The sequence below is a fragment of the Amycolatopsis albidoflavus genome (assembly GCF_039525725.1).
In the GTDB taxonomy this organism is placed as follows: Bacteria; Actinomycetota; Actinomycetes; order Mycobacteriales; family Pseudonocardiaceae; genus Amycolatopsis; species Amycolatopsis albidoflava.
Genome location: NZ_BAAAHV010000022.1, coordinates 575077 through 599673, shown reverse-complemented (window position 1 = coordinate 599673; position 24597 = coordinate 575077). Strand labels below are relative to the sequence as shown.

The following is a 24597-nucleotide window of genomic DNA, read 5'->3' as shown; positions in this document are numbered from 1 at the left end:
TATAGCCACTCACGAGCTACCGTTGCCCGGGTGACCAGCGACGAGGAGTTCGGGGCCCTGCTCGAGCGGCACCGGCGCGAGATCCGCGTGCACTGCTACCGGATGAGCGGTTCGTTCGAGGAGGCCGAGGATCTCACGCAGGAGGCGTTTCTCCGGGCCTGGAAAGGCCGCGGCGGCTTCGCCGGGCGGGCGAGCGTGCGGACGTGGCTGTACCGGATCGCCACGAACGTCTGCCTCGACGCGCTCGCCCGGCGGCCGCGCCGCGCGCTGCCGGACCAGCTCGGTCCGGCGGCCGACCCGGCGGGCGAGATCTCCGCGCTCGACGTGCCGTGGCTCAGCCCGTTTCCCGACCTGCTGCTCGACCCCGCGGCGCCGGACGACACCGGTGCCGCGGTCGTCGAACGGGAAACCATCGAACTGGCGTTCCTCGCCACCATCCAGTTGCTGCCGCCGCGGCAACGCGCCGCGCTGATCCTGCGCGACGTGCTCGATTGGTCCGCAAAGGACACTGCCGAACTGCTGGGCGCCTCGGTGGCCTCGGCGAACAGTGCGCTGCAGCGGGGCAGGGAGACCTTGCGCGCCAAGCTGCCCGCGCGACGCGCCGAATGGTCCGCTCCGGACAGCACGACCGCCGAGGAAACAGCGCTGCTGCGGAAGTTCGTCGCCGCTTACGAATCGGCGGACGTGCAAGCCGTGGCCGCGGTCCTGAGCGAGGACGCGCGTGCGGTGATGCCGCCGTATTCGTTGTGGTTCGACAGTCGCGATCGGATTCTCGGCGCGCTCGGGCCGAGTTTCGATCCTCAGTCGCCGTTCTACCGGGGCAGTTTCCGGATGGTGCCGGTGCGCGCGAACCGGCAGCCCGCCGTCGCCGGATATCTGCGCCGGCCCGGCGAATCCGTTTATCGCGCATTCGGCGTCTGCGTGCTCACCGTGCGAAACGGACTGGTCACGGCGATGGCCGCGTTCGAAACAGCGGCATTGACGCCGTACGGACTCGCCGAAACGTTCGAAAAAACTGTGCCGATGATTGCTGATCCGGCTGCAGCCGCGGCGGAAACCGGTCGGCTCAGGCGGATCGGCGGCTGATCGGTTCGCACCCGCTTCCGGTCGGATCAGCGATAAAAACGCCCGGGCGGTGATCGCTGGTGTGCGATCGCCGCCCGGGCGGTACCACCGAGTTCCGGGCTTCGCGCCGGTCGTGGTGGGGGAAACTGCTAGCGCCCTCGCCGCCGGGAAATGGTCACCGGCTCGCGGTCAGGCGACCCGATGCTGTGCGGCGGCGGAGCCGGTTCGCACCAGCTTCCGGCGCTCCAGCTCGGTGGTTCCCCCGAAGATCCCGTTGCCGAGACCGTTGTCGAGAGCATAGGAAAGGCATTCCGCGCGGACCGGGCATCGCGCGCAGACCGCCTTGGCCTTCGCGACCTGCTGCGCCCCCGGACCCATGTCGGAAATCGGGAAGAACAGTTCCGGGTCCTCGTCCTGGCACGCCGCGCGGGCGAGCCAGCTGGTGGCCGTGAGTTCCATTGTTGCTTTTCACCTCCTGTCCTCATTGTCGAACCGTGGTCAACCGACTTCTCCGCGCGCACGGGCACGCCATGCCTTCGGAGGGTGTTCGGTGGGCTTTTCGGCCGAACCGCCCCGGGCCGCGAAGGACCCGGCGGACGACCGGCTTTCCAAGTTACCACCGATCACCGTCCGCGCGGGAAATTTCGATTCAGCTCACATCGCGGACGCGGTTGCCGCCGGGGCGTGCTACGGACCCCTCGCGCACCGCCCGCGGGTCCCGAAGAGTCCGAGTTTTCCTTTTCCGAGCACCGTTTCCCCCTTCCGCCGCCATCGCGGGCGAACCGCCCGTCCGAGTCAGGTACCCGCCAGTCCCGCCCTTAACCACATTTCCGTGACCGGATCGTTACATCCCACGGGCGCGCCACCGCACCTGTTCGACAGGTCCGGGTTCGGGAGGGGGTGCGCGTGGCGGGGTTCGACGGCTTTTTCCGGGGCGATTTCCCTCGCCTCGTGGCGTTCCTGTGCGCGGGCGGGCTCGGGCCGGGCACCGCGCGCGAGGTGGCGGTGGAGGCGTTCGTCCAGGAAACCGGAACCTGGCCGCCGCCGGGCGACCCGCGCGTGGCGGTGCGGCTGACCGCCGTCCGGCTCGCCGCCGAGCAGACGTGGTTCGACGGCGGAGCCCCGTCCGCGGATCCGCCGGGCGACCGGCTGGCCGCGGTCGTGGAGCGGAACGCGCGGGGCGTCGAACTGCTCTCGACACTGCCGGAAACCCAGCGCACGGTGCTGACCTGGTCGCTCGACGGATTCTCGCCCGCCGCGATCGCCGCGGCGCTCGGCATGGCGGGCACCACAGTCCGCTCGAACCTGCGCCACGCCCGGGAACGGCTGAAGTACCGGCTCGGCCTGGCCGGTCACGAGGAGGCCCTGATGACCGCACTGCGCGAAGCCGACGCCGCGTTGGTCGGCGCGTTGCGCTCGGCGCTCGACGTCGAAGAAGCGTTGACCCGCGTGAAAACCGAGGCGACCGCCTTGGCCGCGCCGCGGGTCCCGGTCGCCCGATTCGGCTTCGACGGCCCGGTGCGCGCCGCGGTCGAGGGCGATCCGGACGCGGCACAGGACCTGCTCGCGGCGGTGCAGCCGCTGATCGTGCGCTACTGCCGGGCCCGGCTGGGCGGAGCCGACGCATATTCCTCGGCGGACGATGTGGCGCAGGAAGTCTGCCTGGCGCTGCTGACCGCGCTGCCTGGCTACCGGCATCAGGGGCGGCCGTTTCTGGCTTTCGTTTACGGGATCGCGCAGCACAAGGTGGCTGACGCGCATCGGGCGCACGCGCGGAACCGGACCGAGCCGATGGCCGAACTGCCGGAGGCGGTCGATCTTGCCGACGGGCCGGAGGAACGGGCGTTGCGGGCCGAGCTGAATCGGCAGCTGGCTCGGCTGCTGCAGTTGCTGCCAGAGCGACAGCGGGAGATTGTGCTGCTGCGGGTTGTCGTCGGGCTGTCGGCGGAGGAGGCGGCCGAAGCGGTCAGCTCCACGCCAGGGGCGGTCCGGGTGGCGCAGCACCGGGCGTTGCTGCGGCTCCGGTCAGCCCTCGAACGACGGCGCCGCTGACCCGATCCGCGCCACCACGAACTCCGCCAGCGCCGCTGCCGGGCCCTCGCTGCCGTCCCTCGACAGCAGGATGAAATCGACGTCGCCCGGGTCCGGAAGGCCGAGCTCGGCAGGCAATTCGATGAGATCGGACGGCACCAGGCTCCGTGCGTGCACGGTGATTCCGAGCCCGGCAGCCGCCGCCGCGCGCAGGCCGGTCAGGCTGGACGTCAGGCAGGCCGCCCGCCATTCCAGGCCCGCGCGTTCCAGCGTTTCCACCGCAAGCTGCCGGGTGACCGACGGCATCGGGTACTGCACCAGCGGCACCGGATGACCCGGCGTGAGGTCCGTCGCCGGCGAGCCGATCCACACCAGCGGTTCGCGGCGCAGCAGCCGCCCGGGGCCGGGCGCGCCCGGGCGGCGTTTGCCGAGCACCAGGTCGAGGCGTCCGTCGGCGATCCGGCGGGCGAGCACGTCGGACAGTTCCACGTGCAGTTCGACGTCCACCAGCGGATGGCTTTCCCGCAGCCGCCGCAGGATTTCCGGCAGCTCGCCGAGCGCGAAGTCCTCGGACACGCCGAACCGGACCCGGCCGCGCACCTGCGCGCCGCGGAAGTGCCGGGCCGCTCGGTCCTCGGTGTCCACAATGGTCTGGGCGAACCCGAGCATCGCCTGCCCGCGCGCGGTCAGGTCGACCGCGTGCGTGTCGCGGGCGAACAGCAATCCGCCTGCCTCGGATTCGAGCCGCCGGATGTGCTGGCTGATTGTGGGCTGCCCCACACCCAATCGCCTCGCCGCCGCGGTGAAGCTGCGAGTTTCCGCCACAGCAAGGAAAGAACGGCACAACCGCGGATCCAGCATGCGTCACATCTTATCGGCTTTCGCAATGGCAGTCAGTACGGTCATCGGGGTTCCGAATGACCGACGGCGACGAGAGAATGGTCGGGAAAGGAGATCCACCGTGCTCGCTTCGTTCGCCCGCCCCGTCTCGGCCTTGCTCGCCAAGCTGCGGATCGACCCCTTCATCGCCCTGATCCTCGTCACCGTAGGCATCGCCTCGCTGCTGCCGGCGTCCGGCGCGGTCGCGACCGGGTTCGGCGTGGCGACCAAGATCGCCGTCGGGATGCTGTTCTTCCTTTACGGCGCAAGGCTTTCCAGCCAGGAAGCGGTCGAGGGGATGCGACACTGGCGGTTGCACGTCACGGTGCTCTGCGCCACTTTCGTGCTTTTCCCGCTGATGGGGCTCGCCACGTCGTTCCTCTCCCCCGGGCTGCTGACGTCGCCGCTCTACACCGGCGTGCTGTTCCTCTGCCTGCTGCCGTCGACCGTCCAGTCGTCGATCGCGTTCACCTCGATCGCGAAGGGCAACGTCGCGGCGGCGATCTGCAGCGCGTCGCTGTCCAACCTGCTCGGCATCGTGCTGACGCCGGTGCTCGTCGCACTGCTGCTGGCCACCGACGGCCCGGGCGTGAGCGGTTCGGCGGTGCTGGACATCGTGCTGCAGCTGCTGGTGCCGTTCGTCGCCGGACAGCTGGCGCGCCGCTGGATCGGCGGCTGGGTGCAGCGGCATTCCGCACCGTTGAAGATCGTCGACCGGGGTTCGATCCTGCTGGTGGTGTACACCGCGTTCAGCGAGGGCATGACCGAAGGCATCTGGCACCAGTTGGACATCGGCCCGCTGCTCGCGCTCGTCGCGGTCTGCTGCGTCCTGCTGGCCGCCGTGCTCGGCGCGACCAGCGGCGGCGCGAGGCTGCTCGGATTCGACCGCGCGGACCGGATCACGATCATGTTCTGCGGTTCGAAGAAGAGCCTCGCGAGCGGCCTGCCGATGGCGACGGTGCTGTTCGGGCACGCCGAGGTCGGGCTGATCGTGCTGCCGCTGATGCTGTTCCACCAGATTCAGCTGATCGTGTGCGCGGCGATGGCGCGCCGCTATGCCCGGCAGGCGGCCGCGGAGGAACCGGAGGAACTCGCCGCGGTCGGGTGACGCGGAACTGCTACTCGCGCATCCCGATCGCGTCCACCGGCCGGGCGCGCAGCGCGAACTTCGCCGGCACCAGCACCGACGCGGCGCCCACCAGCGCGGTCGCGGCGACGATCCCCAGGTACAGCAACGGCGGAATGCTCGGAATCGGCGACCCGGTGAGGCCGAGGCTCACCGTGGCCAGCGGGATCAGCGGGACCGCCGACCCGACCGCCACCGCGATCAGCACCACCGTCAGCGCCTCGATCCGCAGCACCTTCAGCACCTGGTCGCGCGTCATGCCGACCAGCCGCAGCAGCGCGAACTCCCGCGTCCGGGCCAGCGTGGTCATCACCAGGGTGTTCGCCACCGCGAGGGCGATGTACGCGAAGACCAGCACCAGCGGCAACGCGCTGCTCAGCACGGAAGCAGTCGCCGCGTCGCGTTGTTCTTCGGACAGGCCTGCCTTCGCGGACACGGTCAATCCCGGATATTTCTCGGACAGGCCCGTCAGATCTGCCCCTGGGCGGGCCCGGACGAGGATCTGCTGGTCCAGCTGCCGGGTGCTGTGCGCGAACACGTCCTCGTGCGCCAGGGTGACGTCGCCGAATCCCGCGCCTCGCTGGTAGATCGCGACGACGGCCGGGGTCGCCGCGAAGCCGTCTGGAAGGTTCAGCTTGATTTGCTCGCCGACCTTGACGCCGAGGGTGCTCGCCGCGCTGGCGCTCAAGGCGACCCTTCCCGGTGCCAGGTCGGCGAGGTTTCCTGACGAGACACCGAGATCCATCGTCTGGGAAGCGTTGTCGACAGTGATGCCTTGCGCGGGAAAGTCGAAGATCTCCGGCGAATCGAGCACCTTCGTCGAGGCGAACACCTGCACGCGCGTCACCCCGGTCGCGGCCTCCACCCCCGGCAATGCGGCGGCGTCCCGGACGGCGTCGGCAGGCAGGCCGCCCGCCTCGCCGGTGAGCGTGTACTGCGCGGTGATCCCCTCGTCGGCCTGGTCGGCGGCCGCGGCGCCGAGGGTGGCGGGAATGAACAGCTGCACGCAGGCGAACCCGATCGCGAGCACGAGCGGTCCGATCCCGGCGGCCAGCCGGCGCGCGTTCGCTCGCGTGTTGGCGGCGGCGAGGTAACCGTATTCCTTGAACCGCCGGGTGATCGGCTTGGCCAGCAGCCGGGTCGCGAACGCCGCGATCGGGGGTGCCAGCAGCAGGACCGCGACGATCATGATCAACCCGCCGCTGCCCGCGCCCGCCACGGCGAAGACGCCGGAGAAAAACACCGGGAGCAGTGACGCGGCCAGGCCGAGCAGCACCAAGAGCACGCCGAGTGTCCGACGGCCGCCGCTGATTCCTGGCTGCTCGACGGCGGCGTCGCTCAAGGCCTCGACCGGTCGGACTGACGAGGCTTTCCACGCCACCGCGAACGTCGCGATCTGCGCCGTCGCCACCCCGGCCAGCACTGCGACGAGCATCGGGAGAATGCCTACAGAGAAAGAGAAATCGCTCGGTACGACGCCGATCAGGACAAGCGCACCACGCAGCAGTTGCGCCGCGAGGATTCCCGGCAGGCACCCGATCGCGGACGCCACGACCGACAGCACCAGCGCTTCCGCAGCGAGCATCTTCCAGATCTGGCGCGGAGTCGCAGCGATCGCCCGCAGCACCGCCAATTCGCGGCGACGCTGGTGGACGCTCAACGCGAGAGTGCTTGCCACGACCAGAATCGCGATCAGCATCACGGTGCCGCCGAGCGAACCCGCGATCTCCTGCAGAGAGCTGCTTGCCGAGGCGACGTCGGGGTTCTCGATGCGGCTCCGGTCGTCTCCCGCGGTCACCTCCGCAGCGGAGCCCAGCTGTGCGGTCAGCCGGTCGGCCAGCTCGTCGGGATCGACGCCAGGCCGGGGAAACACTCCGACGGCGTCCACCCGGTCGCCGCGTCCGGCCAAGCTTTCCGCTTCCGCGTCGGCGAAAAACACGACGGGAGTGCGGAGTTCTCCGTCCACACCGGACAGTTTCGCCACGCCTACGACGTGGTAATCGGTCGCGGCTTTGGTCGTCTGGATCCGGACCACAGCTCCGGGTTCCTTGGCCAGTCCGGCGTCCAGCACGACCTCGCCCGGCCGTTGCGGTTCGCGGCCGTTGACGAGATCGAACGGACCCAGCCGAGCGCTCGACCACGGATGTCCGGTCGCAGTCGTATCGCCCAGCACCGAGGGAAAGCTCACGTCCGGCACCACCGAGCCGACGCCGTCGGTCCCGGCGATCTTCCGCACGGTCTCGCGCGTCAGCGGGGCCGGTTCCTTGAGCGTCTTGGACTTGGTCTTGCCGTTTTCCCGCACGTCGAACGATTTCGGGCCGCCGACGACCACCGGCACCCCGGCGTACCGCTGCGGCGCCACCCCGCCTTCCGCCCCGGACTGCAGGAGAATGCCGAACGCGGTGACCAGCATGGCCGCGCCGAGAAGAGCGACGAACGCGCCCGCGAAACCGGAAGCACGTCCGCGCAGCGTTTTGACCGCGAGTTCGAGCACAGTTCACCACTCCCCGAGCGTGGTCATCCGCTCCGCCACGCGGTCTGGGGAGGGCTCGGTCATTTCGTCGGCGAGCGCGCCGTCGGCGAGGAAAACCACGCGGTGCGCGTAGGACGCGGCCACCGGATCGTGGGTCACCATGATCACCGTCTGGCCGGTCTCGTCCACGAGCTTCCGCAGCAGTTCGAGCACCTGACGACCGGTCCTGGTGTCGAGCGCGCCGGTCGGCTCGTCGGCGAACACCACCTCGGGCCGCGGCGCGAGCGCGCGGGCGATCGCCACCCGCTGCTGCTGGCCGCCGGACAGCTGGGCCGGACGCCGGTCCAGCCGGTCGGCGAGCCCGACCCACCACACGATTTCCTCCAGCCAGGCCTGATCGGGAACCAGCCCGGCCATCCGCATCGGGAGCGAAATGTTGTCCGCGACGGTCAGCGACGCCAGCAGGTTGTAGGCCTGGAAGACGAACCCGACCCGCTCGCGGCGGAGCACGGTCAGCGCGGTCTCGTCCAGCCCGGCCAGGTCCGTGCCGCCGAGCAGCACCGTTCCGCTGGTCGGCCGGTCGAGTCCGGCCGCGCAGTGCAGGAAGGTGCTCTTGCCCGCGCCGGACGGGCCCATCACCGCGGTGAACGACCCTCGCCCGAACTGGACAGTCAGGTCGCGCAGCGCGGTCACCTCGCCGGCGCCGGAACCGTAGGTCTTGCGCACCGAGCGCAGCGAGACCACCTCGTCCGGCGGGGCTCCGGTTTCGGCCGGTGCCGGGCGTTGCCGTTTCTCGCGTGCCACTTCGTCCTCCGGGTGCGGTGATCTTGCTTGTCCCGGACGCTACGGAGCCGGGAACCCGCCGGACAGCACGTATCCTGCAGATCCCAGGTGCAGAAAACTGCACCTGCGCATCTTCGAGGGGGTCGGATGGAGCCGGCGGACCGCTCCGGCGTCCGGGGCTACCTCGGCGGGTTCGGCGTTTCCTTCCGGTACCTCGCCATCGGCGCCGCCGTCGGTCTCGGCGGCCTCCTGCTCTTCTGGCTGACCGCGGGCAGCCTGCTGCTGAGCCTCGTCGGGATCGGGCTGCCGCTGCTGGTCCTCCTCGTCCCGGTGCTGCGCCGGTTCGCCCGCGCGCAACGGAAACGGGTCGAACGGCTGCTGGGCACGCCGGTCGGCGAAAAGTACGCGGCGGCCACGTCGCCGCTCGGCGTGCTCAAAGACCGTGCGGTCTGGAAGGACCTGGCGTTCCTCGCCGCCAACACCATCGTCGGCACCCCGCTGTGTTTCATCGGGCTGAGCCTGCTGTCCGGCGCACTCTGCTGGGGCACCGCCCCGATCTGGTGGACCTTCCTGCCGCCCGCCGCGCACCTCACGTTCCGACCCGTCACCAGCTGGGCCGAGGCCTTCGGCGCGACCGGCATCGGCCTGGGGTACGCCGCCGGGCTGGTCCTCCTGGCACCGCTGCTGGCCCGTGGGCACGCGATGCTCGCCCGGGCGTTGCTGCGCCCGCCGCGCGGCAGCAGGCAAACCCGCCGGATCGAAGAGCTGACCGTCACCCGAGCCGAAGCCCTCGAAGCGCACGGTGCCGAGCTGCGGCGGATCGAACGGGACCTGCACGACGGCACCCAGGCCGGGCTCGTCGCCATCTCGCTCCGGCTCGGGTTGATCAAACACGCCCTGCAGAACCAGCCCGCCAACGCGCTCAGCCTGGTCGACGACGCGCAGGAGCTGACCGAGCATTCGCTGGCGTCGCTGCGCACGATCGTCCGCGGGATCTATCCGCCGCTGCTGACCGACCGCGGCCTGGTCGGCGCGGTGCAAGCGCTTGCGTCGAGCAGTGCGATCCCCGTCGCGGTCGACGTCTCCGGCACCGGGCAGGCCCCGGCCGCGGTGGAGGCGGCGGCCTACTTCGTGGTCGCCGAAGCGCTGACGAACATCGCCAAGCACAGCGGGGCCGACCGGGCGTGGATTACGCTCGCGCTCGACCGGGAAAGGATCAGGATCACTGTGCGGGACAACGGGAAGGGCGGCGCCGCGGAGAACTTCGGCACCGGGCTGGCTGGGATCCGGCGCCGGGTCGCGGCCTTCGACGGCAGGTTCGAGCTGAGCAGCCCCGAAGGCGGCCCGACGGTGCTGCGGGCGGAGCTGCCGTGCGTGTCGTGATCGCCGACGACAACGCCTTCATCCGGGAAGGCTTGGCGTTGATGCTGTCCACGGTCGGCCACGAGGTCTGCGCCGTGCTGGAGCGCGGGCCGGACGTGCTGCCAGCCCTGCTGGAGCACCGGCCGGACATCGCGGTGCTGGACGTCCGGCTGCCGCCGGGCTTCACCGACGAAGGGCTGCGGGCGGCCGCGGCGGCGCGCGAGCAGATCCCGGGCCTGCCGGTGCTGATGCTGTCGCAGTACGTCGAGCACGCCTACGCGGCCGAACTGCTGGCCGGCGGCGCGTCCGGGGTCGGCTACCTGCTGAAGGACCGGGTCGGGCGGATCGAGGAATTCCGCGACGCCATGGACCGGGTCGCCGCCGGCGGCACGGTGATGGACCCGGAGGTGGTGTCGCAGCTGATGGCGCGCCGGCGCGCGGCGAACGCGCTCGACGTGCTCAGCCCCCGCGAACGCGAGGTGCTCGCGCTGATGGCCGAGGGCCACGGCAACGGCGCGATCGCCGGGAAGCTGTTCATCGCGGAAACGTCGGTGAACAAGCACGTGGGCAACATCTTCGCCCGGCTGGGGCTGTCCGCGGGCACCGGCGATCACCGGCGGGTGCGGGCCGTGCTCGCCTATCTCAACGCCTGACCCGCGGCGCTCAGCCGGAAAAGCTCAGCCGGAAAACCAGTGGAGCCTCGCCGGTGCCCGCGGCTACTGTCGCCCGACCAGTGTCGGCTAGGCGAGGACGTGCCGTTGTACATCGCGTGAGGCATCCCAAGCTCTGATCCCGTCGCGCGCCGCGTTTTTGCGCCGCGCTTCTTCGTGCTGCGGAATTCTCACTGGAATCGGTGTACTCCTGTGCTCTATAACTGGACAGTCCTGCCCACTTGCCTGCCGCTCGTCCGGCGCCGCTGCCACACCTGCGCGTCCGGAAGTTTCCGGGCCGACGGCAAATTCCGGGTCAACGCCAACCACAAACTCATCGACGCCTGGCTCCTCGTGCTCTGCACCGGCTGCGGGGAAACGGCGAAACTCACCGTGTTCGAACGGACGAAGGTGCGCTCGGTCCGCCCGGTTCTGCTGGACCGCTTGCACCACAACGATCCCAGCCTCGCCGCCGAGCTTCTCCAGGATCCGGTCCTGCAACGGCGCAACCGCGTCGCGCTCGACTGGGAAGGCACCTGGCGGCTCGACACCGGTGGTTCGGACCACTTGGGCCAGGACGCGATCGACGTCTCGGTCGGCTTCGCGGCCCGGATCCCGGTCCGGCCGGTGCGGCTGATCGCTGAAGGCTGCGGCCTCGCCCGAGCCGAGGTCGAGCGACTGCTCGCCGAGGGGAAGGTCGTGTCGGGAGTCCGGCTGAGCGGCAAGCTCTCCGGCGACTTCGCCTTCACGCTCAAGTACTGAGCCGAGTCCGTGAGGGGAACCCTGAGGGACTCTGAGTCCCTCAGGGTTCCCCTCACGGACAGCTGTCTGTCCACAACGGACACAGCAGGGTCCACTCTCGACTTCCGCTCGCATGAGCGCGAACCGCGAACCCGGGCAACAGCGCTGCCTGAACGGGCACTCGTGCGTAACCGGATCGCGCGGAAAGCGTTGCCGCAGCTCAGCGCCCCCCAGGTGGAGGAGCCGCTTGCCCCGCCGTCCGCGCACTGGTGTTCAGAAGGGAACAACGCGGCGACAACCCGTAGACCGGCGCTTACCGTAAGTCCGCAGTCTCCCCCGTGCTCTGTCGTATCGGCCGAACGAAGGGCATCCGCGGCGACGTCGGCGGTCTGGCATGCCAGTCCGTCATATCCGGAGAACCCGACCAGAGGAGAAAGCATGGCTTCGCAGGACGGCGCCCGCGTCGACACCAGCGTCATGCGCAAGGGCGCGCAGACGATCAGCGACACCGGGCAGAACATCACCGGGGTGAACCAGAAGGTCGACGGCACCATGCAGACGCTGTTCGGCACCTGGCGCTCGGACTCGGCGAACGTGTTCAACCAGGCCATGGGCCAGTTCGACCAGACGGTCCGCAAGATCGTGCAGAAGCTGGACGAGCTTTCGCAGAACGTGCAGACCTCGGCGAGCGAGTACGACAGCCGGGACTCGGACAACACCTCCACCGCCAACAACGCCGCGACGGTCATCGGCGGCGGCGGCCTGCAGGGCTTCTGATCCCCTTCCTTCCCACGAAAGGACGCTTCCCATGGCTTTGGGCCAGTTCCAGATCAGCTTCGCGACCATGCAGGACACCGTCGGGCAGGCGAAGCAGCAGTCGAACCAGATCACCGAGCTGCTGGACCAGATGAAGGCGGTCATCGAGGGCCAGCGCGAAAACTGGACCGGTGTCGCGGCGGACATGTTCCACGAGACCTACAACTACTGCCACCAGGCGGCGCTCACGCTGCCGCAGGCGCTCGACGCCGCCGCGCAGACCCTCGGCCAGATCAACGAGGGCACCTCGAACACCGAGGGCAACAACGCCAAGCGGTTCGCCTCGAACTGACGCCGCCGCCCGCCGCAACTGATCTGAAAGGAGGGTGACCGGCCATGGTCGCGCCAGGTGACACGAACTACGGGATGAACAACGATTCGTCGAACCATCATCAGAAGACCTCGGACGACGGCAAGTTCCACAGTCCGGGCGACCAGGCTCCGCCGGATGTGAAGAACGAGTGGATCCCGCCGGGCGACGTCGGCAAGCCGCCGCCGGTGCCGGGCGGTTCCGAGCATCCGGGCAAGGGCGTCACCGCGGTCAACACCGAGGCGATGCGCACGTTCGCGAAGAACCTGCAGTCGCTCGCGGACGGGCCGCTGAAGGATTTGCCGGCGAAACTCGACGGCGTCCAGCTCAAGCCCGGTGTGTTCCTGACGGCGCAGAACAAGATCTTCACGCCGATCCAGGGCGCGAACTCGCTGCGGGACACCACCCGCACCGCGATCCACGACCTCTGCAAAGCGCTCGACGAGGTGGCGGACGCGGTGAACAAGGCCTCGAAGGCGTACGACAACGCCGACGAGGTCAACAAGATGTCGGCCGACGACTACAACCAGTACTTCAACACGGTCAGCGGCCACATCACCGGCGCCGGTCAGAAACCCTGACCGGACGGGCGGCGGTCTTTCCCGGTTCTCGCCGGGGTCTCTCAGGTTCGAAGCGATCGAGGGAAGATGGCGGACGACAACAACACCCACGGGTTCACCTCGGACGACAACGGGGTCTGGCCGGACACCACGCAGACCGGCAACCAGAACAGCACTGGTGACCCGTCGAAGGATTTCGACGGCCTGACGTGGAAGCAGATCGAAGCGGCGATCCTCGGCGGCGGTTCGCTGTCGGGCGGCCAGGACAACCGGGACAAGGCCTACGGCAACGTCAACTGGCAGTCGCTTCAGGACGCGGCCGGGGTGTTTCAGGAGACGCAGCAGAACCTCGCGATGGTCGCTCAGTCCATTCAGGACCAGACCGCCGCCCTCGCCGGACCGGACGGTCCGTGGAAGGGCGACGCCGCGACGAAGTTCAAGGACATGATGACCGCGCTGGGCAACAAGTTCTCCGATCTGGCGGACCGGATCGGCGACGGCGGCGGGTCGAACAACGTGCCGAACAACCTCGTCAATTCCGCGGCGTATCTCAAGTGGGCGCAGGACACGATCCGCTACATCGACAGCTATTACGCCAGCCAGGTCCTCGCCCAGGGCAGCAAATACCACCTCAGCGACGGGCGCGCGTACATCTCGCAGTTCCCCGAGGCCGTCGAGATGATGACCAACGACATGCGCAAGGTCGGCGGGCAGCTCGCGCAGAAGTACAACACCGTGCATGTCAACGCGGGCAAGACGACCCCGCCCCCGACGCCCGGCGGAGGTGACGGCAACACGCCCAAGCCGCCACCGCCACCGCCTCCTCCTCCGCCACCGCCCACTCCTCCGCCGCCTCCGCCGCCGGTGACTCCTCCCCCGCCGCCTGCCTCCCCGCCGCCACCGCCGGTGACGCAGCCGCCGCCTGCTCCGAAACCGCCGCCCGTGTCTCCTCCGCCGGGCGGTGGCAACGGTGCTCCTCCGCCGGTGAACAAGGCCGCGATTCCGCCGCCGCCCAACGGGGTCAACGGTCCTAACGGCCCTAACGGTCCGGGCGGGAGCAACGTGCCGCCGCCGTTGAAGAACGCCCTCGTGTCACCGCCGCCGGGCGACCTCAAGGGTCCCGGGGGCAACGGCACACCGCCTCCGATTACCGCGGCTTCCATTCCGCCGCCGCCTGACGGGGTGGGCGGGAACAAGTCGCCGAACCTGCAGAAGCCGCCGGGTTCGCAGGTCAACCCGCCGTCGATTCCGGCGCCGCCGGGCGATTCCGGCAGCGTGAAGCCGCCTAAGGTTTCCCCGCCGCCGGGCGATGTTTCGGGAGGGAACAACCTCAAGTCTCCGTCGATCCCGCCTCCGCCCGGAGCTTCCGGCAACAACCTGTCCGGACACGTCAACCCGCCGTCGGTCCCCGCCCCGCCGGGAAGTTCGGGCGGGTCCGGGCATGTGAACCCCGCGTCGATTCCGCCGCCTCCGGGAGATTCCGGCGGCAATCTCGCGAACAACGCGCTCAACCCGGCGCACCTGCCGCCGGGCCTCAGCAACCCGCCGGGCAACCAGAACCCGGGCGGCAGCGGCATCCCGATGATGCCGCCCGGCGGCATGGGCGGTGGCGGCGGGCTGAACACGCCGTCCGCGGAGCGACCGGATTCGTCCGGGCTGCTCGGCAACATCAAGAAACCGTGGATCAGCCCTCCGCCCGCCGGCATCGGCAACCCGGACGCTCACGGCGACACGCCCCCGCTCACCTCGGCCAAGTGGGCCCCGCCGCCCGGCGCGAACGGCGGAACCGGCGATGGTTTGGGCGGTCCGGGCGCGAGCGGCAACGGCGTCGGCGGTCCGGGCGCGATCAAGGGTCTCGGCGAAAGCGATCTGCCTAAGCTGCCGAATCCGGTCGGGAACCACGAGCAGGTGCCCGGTGGCGGGACTCCGCCGATGGTGCCGCCGGGCGGGATGGGCGGCGGCAGCGGAATGAACACGCCTGCCGCGGAACGTCCGGATTCGTCCGGGCTGCTCGGCAGCATCAAGAAGCCGTGGATCAGCCCTCCGCCGGACGGCGTCGGCAACCCCGACGCTCACGGCGACACGCCACCGCTGCACTCGGCCAAGTGGGCCCCGCCGCCCGGCGCTACCGGTGACGGCTTGGGCGGCCCTGGCGCGAGCGGCAACGGCCTGGGCGGGCCGGGCAGTGAGCCGGGCAGCCTTGGCACGAACGGCGTCGGCGGGCCGGGCAGTGAGCCGGGCGGCCCCGGGGTGAAGGGGCTCGGCGAAAGCGACCTGCCCAAGCTGCCCGACCCCCTCGGCAACCACGAGCAGCAACTCCCGGCTTCGGGAACTCCGCCCATGATCCCGCCCGGCGGCATGGGCGGCGGCAGCGGCCTCAACACGCCTGCCGCCGAACGACCGGACTCCTCCGGGCTGCTCGGCAACGTCCAGGAGCCGTGGGTGGGCGCTCCGCCGGACGGCGTCGGCAACCCCGACTCGCACGGCGAAACGCCCCCGCTCACCTCGGCCAAGTGGGCCCCGCCGCCCGGCGCGAGCGGCGGAACCGGCGACAGTACGGGCAGCGGAACCGGCGACGGCTTAGGCGGCCCCGGCGCGAGCGGCAACGACATGGGCGGGCTGGGCGGCCTCGGCGCAAACGGCAACGGCGTCGGCGGACCGGGCACTGACCCGGGTGTGAAGGGCCTCGGCGAAAGCGACCTGCCCAAGCTGCCCGACCCCGTCAGCAACCACGAACAACAACTCCCAGCCCCGGGAACCCCGCCAATGATCCCGCCCGCAGGCATGGGCGGCGGCAACGGCCTCAACACCCCCGCCGCCGAACGACCCGACTCCTCCGGGCTGCTCGGCAACGTCCAGAAACCGTGGACGGCCGATCTCCCCGGCGGCGTCGGCGACCCGAGCGCGTCCGGGGAGACGCCGCCGAGCGAATCAACCGGCTGGGCTCCTCCGGCGCCGGGCATGCCGGGCAGCACAGCCAACGGGACGCCCGCTGAACGACCCGACTCCGCCGGACTGCTCGGCGATGTCCAGCAACCCTGGGCCGCGAGCACGCCGGCAGGCATCGGAAACCCCGCCCCGCACGGCGAAACCCCGCCAAGCGCCTCGGCGGGCTGGGCGACCGGCGCTGGCATCCCGATCGTTCCCTCAAACAGCAACGGGACGAGCACGCCCGAACGACCGGACTCCGCCGAACTGCTCACCAGTGTCCAGGAACCCCGGGCACCTTCGTCCACTGTGGACGCACCCGCCAACACCGGCTGGGCCACCACCAGCAAAGACAACGACCTCGTCCGCATCGCGGTCGTCCAGCCCCTCGACCACGAGGACACCTCGGCCTGGGACGTGGGCACCGCCGAATTCCTCCCCGCTCTGCTGCCGGTCAGCACAGCGGCAGAGGACCGTCCCGAGGAAATCACCACCGACTTCGTCCAGCGCAGCGACGAGCCGTGGCGGCCGAACCAAGCCGACGAGGAACCCGCGCTCGGCACCTACCAGCGGGTCCGCGGCGGACCGGCCGAGGTCGTCCCCGACGAGTTGCCCACCTGCGGCGACGCGCCGGAACCCCTGGAGCCGGAAGCGGACACGGCGGAAGAAGAGACCGAGGAAGAAGAGGAACGCACCATGGCCGACCTGCTGAGGCAGGACGACGCGGCCTGGGGCAAGCCGGCCCGGCGCAGCTCCCCGGGGGTGCTCGAATGAGCACGGAAACCGTCAAGCGAGGCCCGCGCGCCGCAGGCCCGGAAATGCCCGAGGGCCAAGAAGAACTGCAAGAGCCGCCGGTAATGGCGGAACCGGCGGCGCGCGATTTCAACTCGCTGCTGATGATGCTGCCGATGGCCATCGGGTCGCTGGTGATGGTGCTGGCGTTCTCCGGAGTCGCGGGCAGTTCGCCGTTCACCTACGTCATCGGCGGCGGCATGGGCGTGTCCATGATCGCGATGAGCCTCGGGCAACTGTCCCGCGCCGCCGCCGAGCGCAAGCGCAAGATGCAGGCCGAGCGGCGGGATTACCTGCGCTACATCGGCCAGGTCCGCGAGCGGGCCCGTTCGACCGCCGAGGACCAGCGGCACGCGGTGGCCTGGAACAACCCGTCCCCGGATTCGCTGTGGTCGCTGGCGATGGGCCCGCGGTTATGGGAACGCCGGATCAGCCACGAGGATTTCGCGCGGGTGCGGATCGGGCTGGGCACGCAGCAGTCAGCACTGGAGCTGGTGCCGCCGGTGACCAAGCCGATCGAGGACCTCGAACCGCTGTCGGCCATCTCGCTGCGCCGGTTCACCGAGACCTACCGCACGCTGTCCGGGATCCCGACCGCGGTGGGGCTCCGGAGCTTCACCAGCGTCGAGTTCGACGGCGATCCGGAAGCGGCCGTCGCGCTGGTCCGGGCGATGCTCGCGCAGCTCGTCGCCTTCCATTCGCCGGACGAACTGCGGCTCGCGGTGCTCACCACCGAAGCCGCGCAGGCGCAGTGGGACTGGGTGAAATGGTTGCCGCACAACAACCATCCGACTCTTCGTGACGCCGCCGGCCCGCTCCGGCTGCTCGCCGCCGACCACGACGAGCTGATGGACCTTCTCGGCCCGGACGTCGCCGATCGCGACGACCACGACAAGACCGTCGGACCGACGACGACCGAGCCGTTCGTGGTGGTCGTCGCGCATCTGGCGGCGATCCCGGAGTCGTCGCGGCTGGTCGGCGCGGGCCTGCGCAACGTCGTCCTGCTGGACGTCACCGGCGCGCTCCCCGGCGGACCCAAGGTGCTGCGACTGACCACAAAGGACGGTCTGGTCGAGTTCCCGGCGGGCAGCGGAGTCGGTTCCGCGACCCGCGACGAGCTGTCGGTCACCCAGGCCGAAGGACTCGCCCGGCTGCTCGCGCCCAAGCGGACCAGCGGCACCCTGGAAATCGCCGACCAGCCATTGGAAAGCGACTTCGGGCTGACCGCGCTGCTCGGCATCAAGGACGTGCACACCTTCGACATCCCAGGCCAATGGCGACCGCGCGCGGCACAGCGGGCCCGGATGTCCGTGCCGATCGGCGTGACCGAGGACGGCGAGATCGTCGAGCTGGACCTGAAGGAATCGGCGCAGGGCGGCATGGGCCCGCACGGGATGCTGATCGGCGCGACCGGGTCCGGCAAGTCGGAGCTGCTGCGCACGCTCGTGCTCGGCCTGGCCGCGACGCATTCGTCCGAGATCCTCAACTTCGTGCTCGTCGACTTCAAGGGCGGCGCGACGTTCCTCGGGATGGACCGGCTGCCGCACACCTCGGCGACGATCACCAACCTCGCCGACGAACTGCCGCTGGTCGACCGCATGCAGGACTCGCTCAACGGCGAGATGGTGCGCCGCCAGGAGCAGCTGCGCGCCAGCGGGTACCCGTCGCTGTACGAATACGAAAAGGCCCGCGCGGCCGGCGAACAGCTGGCCCCGATGCCGACGCTGTTCCTGGTGGTGGACGAGTTCTCCGAGCTGCTGAGCGCGAAGCCGGAGTTCATGGAGCTGTTCGTCTCCGTCGGACGCCTCGGCCGCAGCCTCGGCGTGCACCTGCTGCTCGCGTCGCAGCGGCTGGACGAGGGCCGCATCCACCGCGTCGAAGGTCACCTGTCGTACCGGATCGCGCTGCGCACCTTCTCCTCCATGGAGTCCCGCAGCGTGATCGGCGCAGGCAGCGCCTACGAGCTGCCGCCGGAACCGGGCAACGGCTATCTGAAGATCGACACCACGAACCTGGTGCGGTTCAAGGCCGCCTACGTCTCCGGTCCGGTGCCCGCGGGCAACGGCGAGAACTCCGCGGTCGCGGCAGCGCGGGCCAGCCGGGAGGTCGTCCCGTTCCGCACCGAGTCCCATCCGGCCAAGCTGATCATCCGCGACGACGAGCCGGAACCGGCCGAGAAGCAGTCCGATGTGGACGCTCTGGAGGCAGCCGTGCCGGGCGGGCCGACGCTCGCCGACGCGTTCATCGACCGGCTGACCGGCGCGGGCCCGGCGGCCCGCCAGGTGTGGCTGCCGCCGCTGGCCGAATCGCCGAGCCTCGATTCGCTGCTGCCGAGCGTCACGCCGGACCCGGTGCGCGGCATGGCGGTGGCCGACCCGGCGCACTGGGGCAAGCTCCGCGTGCCGATGGGGATGATCGACCGGCCGTTCGAGCAGGTCCGCGAGCTGCTGACGGCGGATCTGTCGTCGGCGGCCGGGCATGTCGCGGTGGTCGGCGGGCCGAAGACCGGCAAGTCGACCCTGCTGCGCACCCTCGTGCTGGCGCTGGCGATGACGCACACGCCGCAGGAGGTCCAGTTCTACGGGCTGGACTTCGGCGGCGGCGGGATCATGTCGCTGTCCGGGCTGCCGCACGTCGGTTCGGTCGCCACCCGGCTCGAACGCGACCGCGTCGTCCGGACCATCGAGGAAATCTCGCAGGTGATGGAAGGCCGCGAAACGCTGTTCTCCGAGCACGGCATCGAATCCATGGACGCTTACCGCGCGTTGCGCCGCAGCGGCCGGATCGAGGACCCCTTCGGCGACGTGTTCCTGGTGGTCGACGGCTGGTACAGCCTCAAGAACGACTACAGCGACCTCGAGCAGAAGATCGGCGAACTGGCCTCGCGCGGGCTGTCGTTCGGGGTGCACGTGGTGATCGGCGCGACCCGCTGGTCGGAGATCCGGCCGTACCTGCGCGACCTGCTGCAGACGCGGTTCGAGCTGCGCCTTGGCGACCCGATGGAGTCGGAAATCGGCTCCCGCAAAGCGAAAACCGTGCCGAACCAGCCGGGCCGCGGCCTGACCCCGGACGGCCTGCACTTCCTCGCCGGGCTGCCGAGGATGGACGGCAGCGGCAACACCGACGACCTCGCCGCCGCGGCCAAGGCGGTCGCCGAAGAGGTCCACCTGTTCTGGCCAGGCGCACCCGCGCCGTCGGTGCGGCTGCTGCCCGCGAAACTGCCGATGGCCCAGCTCCCCGCGCCGGACGGCGACCTGCGGATCGCCCTCGGCCAGGACGAGCAGCGGCTGCTGCCGGTGTGGCACGACTTCGCCGCCACTCCGCACCTGCTTGCCTTCGGCGACAACGAAACCGGCAAGACCAACCTCCTGCGGGTGGTGCTGCGATCGGTGCTGGCGCGGTACTCGTCGAGCGAGGCGAAGATCGTGCTGGCCGACCCGAGCCGCCAACTGGACGTCGAGGTGCCCGAGGAATACCGCGTCGGGTACGCGACCACCACCGAAGCGCTGCAGGAATTGGCGCAGCAGGCCAGCGTTTCGCTCACCCCACGCGTACCGGACCAGACCATCACCGCGGACCGGCTCAAGCGCCGCGACTGGTGGACCGGCCCCCGGCTGTTCTTCGTGGTGGACGACTACCAGCTGCTCACCAGCGGCATGGGTTCGCCGCTGGAACCGCTGTTGTCGTTGCTGTCGCAGGGTTCCTACATCGGATTCCACTTGATCCTCAGCCGCAGCACCTCGGGTGCGATGCGCGCGCTGAGCGATTCGGTGGTCCGCCGGATCTGGGAGCTCGGCAGCCCGGGCGTGGTGTTCTCCTACCCGAAGGAGGAGGGCAAGTTCCTCGGCGAGGCGGCCCCGCGCCAGCTGCCCGCCGGCCGCGCGCAGCTGGTGACCCGCCGCGGCGTGAAGCTCGTGCAGACCGCGATCGCGGAAGAAGACCGGGCCGGCGAGGGCTGGTCCCCGCTCGCGACGACCGAAAGGGGCGTGCGATGACCGCGTCGACCGGCGAACTGTGCCGGATCACCGTGTACGGGCCGCAGGGCCGGGCGGATCTGGCGGTGCCGATGTCCGTCCCGCTGACCAGCCTGCTGCCGGTGCTGCTGGAGCACACCGGCGGTCGCGAGGACCTCGGCGACGCCTGGGTGCTGCAGCGGCTCGGCGAGGAGCCGCTGGACGCCTCGGGCACGCCGGAATCGCTGGGCTGGAAGGAGGGCGAGGAATTCCACCTGCGCCCTCGCGCGGATCCGTTGCCGGAGCTGGATTTCGACGACATCGCGGACGGCATGGCCATCGCGGTGAGCCGGCACCCCGGCCGCTGGCGTCCGGAGTTCAACCGCGGCCTGTTCCTCGGGTTCGCGATCTTCTCCCTCGCGGTGCTCGCCAAAGTGCTGTTCTACCCGGGTTCGGCCGGGCTGACCGCGATCGGCGGCGGCGTGGTGTCGCTCGGGCTGCTCGTCGCGGCCGTGGCGACCGGGGTGCGTTCCGAGGACAAGGCCCTGCTGACGTTGCTCGGGCTCGGCGGCTGCGCGTTCGCGTTCCTCGCCGGCGCGGTCGCGGTGGCCGGGCTCGATCCGGCGTTCGACCTGCAGGGCGCACCGATTCTGACCGGCTGCCTGACGTTCGCGCTGGCCGGCGGTCTCGTGCTCGGCGGGCGGGCGGCGTGGTCGCACGCCATCCCGTTCGTGCCGTTCGGCGCGGTGGTCGCGACGGGGCTCGCCGGCGCGCTTTCGCTGTGGCTGCACCTCGGCGCCGGGTTCACCACCGAGCAGGCGGCCGGGCTGGTGTCGTTCGTGCTGGTCGCGCTGATGGTGTTCGCACCGCGGATCGGCATCCGGTTCGCTCGCATCCGCGGCCCGCAGCTGCCGCGTTCGGCCGGGGAACTGCAGTACGACATCGAGCCGATGCCCGCCGCGCAGATGGTGCACCAGACCGGGTACGCCGACGGTTACCTCACCATCGCCTGCCTTGCCGCCACGGCCGTTTTCGTCGGCTGCTTCCCGTTCCTGGTCGGCAACGGGCTGTTCCCGACCATCCTGGGCGGGCTGGTGTCGGCGGCGGTGCTGATGCGTTCGCGGGCGCTGCTCGGCGTGTGGCAGCGGGTTCCGCTCGCCGTCGCGGGCGCGATCGGCCTGGTGCTGCTCGGGCTGTCGCTGATCCAGCCGTTGCCGACGCCGTGGCGGGGCGCCTGTCTCGCCGGGTTGTGCCTGGTGTTCTTCCTGCTCCTGCTGGCGATGCTGCGCCCGCCGCCGCGGCGGCTGCTGCCGATCTGGGGGCACCTGGCCAACTGGCTGGAAACGCTGAGCGCGGTGGCGATGCTCCCGATCCTGCTGCAGTTGTTCGGCGTCTACGCGTGGGCCGTCGGGCTCACTTCCTAAGCGATGGAGGGGTGACATGGTGCAGACGCAGAAGGACCACGTCGAGGCGTATTCGTTCCTGATCGGGCGGATGACCTCGGCGCTGGTGCTCGGCGACGCGAGCCACCTCGACGTGCCCGCGCGGCGGGCCTGGGTCGGCCTGCTCGTCGGGCTCGTCCTCGGCCTGCTGATCGCGGTCGGGTTCTTCGTGTACGGGCTGATCGCGCACCACACCGGCGCCGCTCCGGCCGTCGGCCGCCGAGTCTGAGAAGGAGGGCAGCCATGGAGCTTTCGCTGATCCGGCGCGACGACGGCGCGTTGGAGAAAAAGACCGTGGGCAACGCGCTGGTCGTGCACCTCGCGGAGGGGATGACCGTGCAGGCGCAGTCGCTCGCGCTCGGCGTCGCGGCCGATCCCGAACACGACCTGGTCGTCGTGGACCTGCCGGTCGATTCGCCGATCGCGATGTGGGAATCGGTGGCCAGGGCGCTCCCCCGGCGGCGTCGCGGCGTCCGGCTGGTGATCGGCGGCCGCTCGCGCGAGACGACCGCGCTGGCCGGGCAGTGGCTGGCCGAGCGGATCAACCGCCCGGTGCTCGCGCCGGACGGTTCGGTGATCCCGAGCGCGGGCGGCGCGCTGTTCGTCCACGCCGGACGCGGCGGCGGCTGGGTGCGCTTCCGGCCGGGCCGTCCGCCTTCCTGGGAGGCGAAGCGGTTCCCGCGCCCCGCGTGGGATTCCGGCATCGCCGCCGAGCTGACGCCGACGAGTTCGCGCGGGGTCGCCGAACCGCTGCCAGGCGGATTGTGGGTCCGTCCGGTCGGTTTCGACGCTCCCCAGCGGCACCACCGCACGGCGCTGATCTCCCGGATGCCCGCGCAGCACGACACCATGACGATCGTGCTGGGCTGCCCCGGCTGCCCGCCGCTGACGTTGGACGACGCGGCCCGGCTGTGGGTGCAGCTGCCGGAGAAGGTGCGGGCCAAGGCGCGGTTCGTGCAGTACGGACCGATGTCGGTGCCCGGCGAGGCCAGCATCGGACAGGCGCTGGCGGATCTGCTCGGGAAACCGGTCGCGTTCTACGCGGGCGTGCCGGTCGGTTCGCCGCAGCTGCCGACCTTGCGGACCGTGATGCACGACGGGCGGTTCGGCTGGCGTCCGTTCACCACCGAGCTCGGGTACGAACCGGGCTCGGCTTCCGTCTTGCCTGAGCTGCTGTCGCACCGTCCGCCGATCCACGGACTCGACCAGGTCTCCCCCGCGGTGTACTGGTACTCGCCGGACGCGGTGGTCGAGGTCGTGCAATCGGGCCTGCTGGTGCGTCCGCCGCAGGACGGCCCGTCATCGGCCGCGGTCCGCGAGATCACTCTCGACGCCGCGGTGCACAATTTGACCTTTGACGCGGCTGACGAGAGCTCGGTGTCGCGGATGCGGTTGCTGGCGGAGGATTTGCTGGCGCGACTGGACGAGGAAACTCGCCGGATGAGCCGGGTACTGCCTGCTGCTGCGTTGCTTGCGGAGCGGGCGCGGCCTCGGGTGGTGACTCGGGCCTTGGAGGCGATCGAGTCTGGGCATCCGGCGCCGGTTGTTGCCGCGGCTCCTCCGGCGGCGTATTTGCCCGTGGCTCCGGCTGCGTTGGGGATTGCCGCGCCTACGGAGGTTCCTGGGGCGATCGCGGCTCCTAGGCCTGCCGTTGTACCTGTTGCTCCGGCTGTTCCTCCGGCTAAGGTCGCCGCCGCTCCTCCCGCGGCGGTGCCGGTCAGTCGCATTGCTCCGGCCGACGTCGCCCCGGCTAAGCCCGTCGAACCGCCGGTCGCCAAGCCCGCGACCTCGGTTGCGGAGAAGGCGCCATCCAGTCCGGAGTCCACTTCGGACAAACCGGAACCCGCTTCGAAACCGGCGCAGCTGCGCTTTCAGGAAACCCCGGGCGCGGAATCGACCGCGCTGCTGCCCAAACGCGGCGCGGACAAGGAACGCCAGTGGCTGCGCAAATCGCTGGGTGCGGAGTACGGCCTGATGTCCAACACCGTCGCGCGGATCCTGTCCGAGCACCCGGGCTTCCAAGGCGTGCTGTCGACGTCGTCGTCGGCCGAGGTGCTGACCGACGCGGTCGCCGTGCAGCTTTACCTGTCTCCCAAGGGATCGACGATCGACGCCGGACTGCGGCGCGGCGCGAACGGCCCGCACGTGCCAGTCGCCCGGTGCGTCGTGGCCGGACTGAGCAGGCTGCCTTCGCACCGCGGTCCGGCCACTTTCGCCACGAAGCTGCCGCCATCCGCGTGGCCGCTGCTGGACGGGCGGAAAGTGCTCACCGAATGGGGTTTCCTGAATGCACTGACGCAACCGTCGTCCACTGTGGATGGCGAGACGGATGTGCTGGTGTGGTCGATTACCGGACGGCGCACCAAATTGCTGGAACCGGGCGAGGGCGGCGTCGAAAACCGGGTGCTGTTCGTGCCGGGGACCAGTTTCAAGGTGCTGGAAACGCGGAAACCAGCCGCGGGCGCGCGGGGCGCGGTGCTGCTGCGGGAGCTGACCGCGAGCGAGATCGACGAGACGGGCCGGGTCGCGAACGACCGGGCGTCGCTGGACGAGCTGGCGATGAACTCGCTCCGGCAGACGCTCGAGACGTGGGCGGAAGCGGGCGAGGACCTGGTCCGGACCGTGATGGACGAGCAGGCGGCGGAGCGGTTCGGGGCGCTCCCGGGCCTGGCGTGAGTGCGGAGAG

At 70.4% G+C, this 24597-nt stretch carries 17 protein-coding genes and 2 pseudogenes; 15 read left to right on the top strand and 4 right to left on the bottom strand.

Annotated features, from left to right (window positions below; translation table 11 throughout):
- Positions 1–6: 6 nt before the first annotated feature.
- A pseudogene (locus tag ABD156_RS35895) lies at positions 7–1086 on the top strand (RNA polymerase subunit sigma-70); the annotation flags it as partial.
- Positions 1087–1254: 168 nt separating this feature from the next.
- Here ABD156_RS35895 and ABD156_RS35890 read toward each other — a convergent pair.
- Positions 1255–1524 carry a WhiB family transcriptional regulator gene (locus tag ABD156_RS35890; RefSeq protein WP_020660750.1) on the bottom strand — a complete coding sequence of 90 codons (270 nt, stop codon included), beginning with the start codon at positions 1522–1524 and terminating at the stop codon, positions 1255–1257.
- 441 nt (positions 1525–1965) lie between these two features.
- Here ABD156_RS35890 and ABD156_RS35885 point away from each other — a divergent pair.
- Together ABD156_RS35885 and shbA are read left to right on the top strand one after the other, a co-directional pair.
- A pseudogene (locus tag ABD156_RS35885) lies at positions 1966–2382 on the top strand (sigma factor-like helix-turn-helix DNA-binding protein); the annotation flags it as partial.
- A 51-nt stretch (positions 2383–2433) separates the two neighbouring features.
- Positions 2434–3117, top strand: coding sequence for an RNA polymerase sigma factor ShbA (gene shbA / locus ABD156_RS35880; protein ID WP_344285332.1), 684 nt, complete (start codon positions 2434–2436; stop codon positions 3115–3117).
- Here shbA and ABD156_RS35875 read toward each other — a convergent pair.
- Positions 3091–3957, bottom strand: a complete 867-nt coding sequence (locus ABD156_RS35875) for a LysR substrate-binding domain-containing protein (protein WP_344284524.1) — start codon at positions 3955–3957, stop codon at positions 3091–3093. The two genes, shbA and ABD156_RS35875, sit on opposite strands and share 27 nt — an antisense overlap.
- A 100-nt stretch (positions 3958–4057) precedes the next feature.
- On the opposite strand from ABD156_RS35875, the gene ABD156_RS35870 reads away from it, so the two are divergent.
- A complete protein-coding gene (locus ABD156_RS35870; RefSeq protein WP_344284521.1) occupies positions 4058–5083 on the top strand; it encodes a bile acid:sodium symporter family protein in 1026 nt (341 codons plus the stop codon).
- Between the two features lie 10 nt (positions 5084–5093).
- On the opposite strand, the gene ABD156_RS35865 is transcribed toward ABD156_RS35870, so the two are convergent.
- Complete coding sequence (locus tag ABD156_RS35865; RefSeq protein WP_344284518.1) at positions 5094–7595, bottom strand: ABC transporter permease; 2502 nt, start codon at positions 7593–7595, stop codon at positions 5094–5096.
- A 3-nt stretch (positions 7596–7598) separates the two neighbouring features.
- Complete coding sequence (locus ABD156_RS35860) at positions 7599–8378, bottom strand: ABC transporter ATP-binding protein (protein ID WP_377927089.1); 780 nt, start codon at positions 8376–8378, stop codon at positions 7599–7601.
- A gap of 126 nt (positions 8379–8504) precedes the next feature.
- On the opposite strand from ABD156_RS35860, the gene ABD156_RS35855 reads away from it, so the two are divergent.
- The 11 genes from ABD156_RS35855 to ABD156_RS35805 all read left to right on the top strand — a co-directional run bounded on the left by ABD156_RS35855 (position 8505) and on the right by ABD156_RS35805 (position 24587).
- Positions 8505–9740 (top strand): sensor histidine kinase, encoded by a 1236-nt coding sequence (locus tag ABD156_RS35855; protein ID WP_344284515.1) that lies wholly within the window; start codon positions 8505–8507, stop codon positions 9738–9740.
- A 41-nt stretch (positions 9741–9781) separates the two neighbouring features.
- Complete coding sequence (locus tag ABD156_RS35850) at positions 9782–10372, top strand: LuxR C-terminal-related transcriptional regulator (RefSeq protein WP_377927268.1); 591 nt, start codon at positions 9782–9784, stop codon at positions 10370–10372.
- Positions 10373–10582: 210 nt separating this feature from the next.
- A complete protein-coding gene (locus ABD156_RS35845; protein WP_344284509.1) occupies positions 10583–11131 on the top strand; it encodes a DUF1062 domain-containing protein in 549 nt (182 codons plus the stop codon).
- A 417-nt stretch (positions 11132–11548) separates the two neighbouring features.
- Complete coding sequence (locus ABD156_RS35840; protein WP_344284506.1) at positions 11549–11887, top strand: WXG100 family type VII secretion target; 339 nt, start codon at positions 11549–11551, stop codon at positions 11885–11887.
- A gap of 31 nt (positions 11888–11918) precedes the next feature.
- Positions 11919–12218, top strand: coding sequence for a WXG100 family type VII secretion target (locus ABD156_RS35835; RefSeq protein ID WP_116206728.1), 300 nt, complete (start codon positions 11919–11921; stop codon positions 12216–12218).
- 44 nt (positions 12219–12262) lie between these two features.
- A complete protein-coding gene (locus ABD156_RS35830) occupies positions 12263–12817 on the top strand; it encodes a hypothetical protein (RefSeq protein WP_344284500.1) in 555 nt (184 codons plus the stop codon).
- Positions 12818–12883: 66 nt separating this feature from the next.
- Positions 12884–16498: a hypothetical protein gene (locus tag ABD156_RS35825; RefSeq protein ID WP_344284497.1), complete on the top strand. Its 3615-nt coding sequence runs from the start codon at positions 12884–12886 to the stop codon at positions 16496–16498.
- Complete coding sequence (eccCa, locus tag ABD156_RS35820) at positions 16495–20511, top strand: type VII secretion protein EccCa (protein WP_344284494.1); 4017 nt, start codon at positions 16495–16497, stop codon at positions 20509–20511. The genes ABD156_RS35825 and eccCa overlap by 4 nt, the downstream gene beginning before the upstream one ends.
- Positions 20508–21893, top strand: a complete 1386-nt coding sequence (gene eccD / locus ABD156_RS35815; RefSeq protein ID WP_344284491.1) for a type VII secretion integral membrane protein EccD — start codon at positions 20508–20510, stop codon at positions 21891–21893. The genes eccCa and eccD overlap by 4 nt, the downstream gene beginning before the upstream one ends.
- A gap of 16 nt (positions 21894–21909) precedes the next feature.
- Positions 21910–22140, top strand: coding sequence for a type VII secretion protein EccB (locus ABD156_RS35810; RefSeq protein WP_063631965.1), 231 nt, complete (start codon positions 21910–21912; stop codon positions 22138–22140).
- A gap of 14 nt (positions 22141–22154) precedes the next feature.
- The gene (locus tag ABD156_RS35805; protein ID WP_344284483.1) at positions 22155–24587 is read left to right on the top strand and encodes a hypothetical protein; all 2433 of its coding nucleotides are present in this window, start codon (positions 22155–22157) and stop codon (positions 24585–24587) included.
- The last annotated feature ends 10 nt before the right edge of the window (positions 24588–24597 follow it).

Bases quoted from the DNA above. Each gene is read 5' to 3' on its own strand.
- ABD156_RS35890 (WP_020660750.1), bottom strand. From the start codon at position 1,524: ATGGAACTCACGGCCACCAGCTGGCTCGCCCGCGCGGCGTGCCAGGAC.
- shbA (WP_344285332.1), top strand. From the start codon at position 2,434: ATGACCGCACTGCGCGAAGCCGACGCCGCGTTGGTCGGCGCGTTGCGC.
- ABD156_RS35875 (WP_344284524.1), bottom strand. From the start codon at position 3,957: ATGCTGGATCCGCGGTTGTGCCGTTCTTTCCTTGCTGTGGCGGAAACT.
- ABD156_RS35855 (WP_344284515.1), top strand. From the start codon at position 8,505: ATGGAGCCGGCGGACCGCTCCGGCGTCCGGGGCTACCTCGGCGGGTTC.
- ABD156_RS35850 (WP_377927268.1), top strand. From the start codon at position 9,782: ATGCTGTCCACGGTCGGCCACGAGGTCTGCGCCGTGCTGGAGCGCGGG.
- ABD156_RS35840 (WP_344284506.1), top strand. From the start codon at position 11,549: ATGGCTTCGCAGGACGGCGCCCGCGTCGACACCAGCGTCATGCGCAAG.
- ABD156_RS35835 (WP_116206728.1), top strand. From the start codon at position 11,919: ATGGCTTTGGGCCAGTTCCAGATCAGCTTCGCGACCATGCAGGACACC.
- ABD156_RS35830 (WP_344284500.1), top strand. From the start codon at position 12,263: ATGGTCGCGCCAGGTGACACGAACTACGGGATGAACAACGATTCGTCG.
- ABD156_RS35825 (WP_344284497.1), top strand. From the start codon at position 12,884: ATGGCGGACGACAACAACACCCACGGGTTCACCTCGGACGACAACGGG.
- eccCa (WP_344284494.1), top strand. From the start codon at position 16,495: ATGAGCACGGAAACCGTCAAGCGAGGCCCGCGCGCCGCAGGCCCGGAA.
- eccD (WP_344284491.1), top strand. From the start codon at position 20,508: ATGACCGCGTCGACCGGCGAACTGTGCCGGATCACCGTGTACGGGCCG.
- ABD156_RS35810 (WP_063631965.1), top strand. From the start codon at position 21,910: ATGGTGCAGACGCAGAAGGACCACGTCGAGGCGTATTCGTTCCTGATC.
- ABD156_RS35805 (WP_344284483.1), top strand. From the start codon at position 22,155: ATGGAGCTTTCGCTGATCCGGCGCGACGACGGCGCGTTGGAGAAAAAG.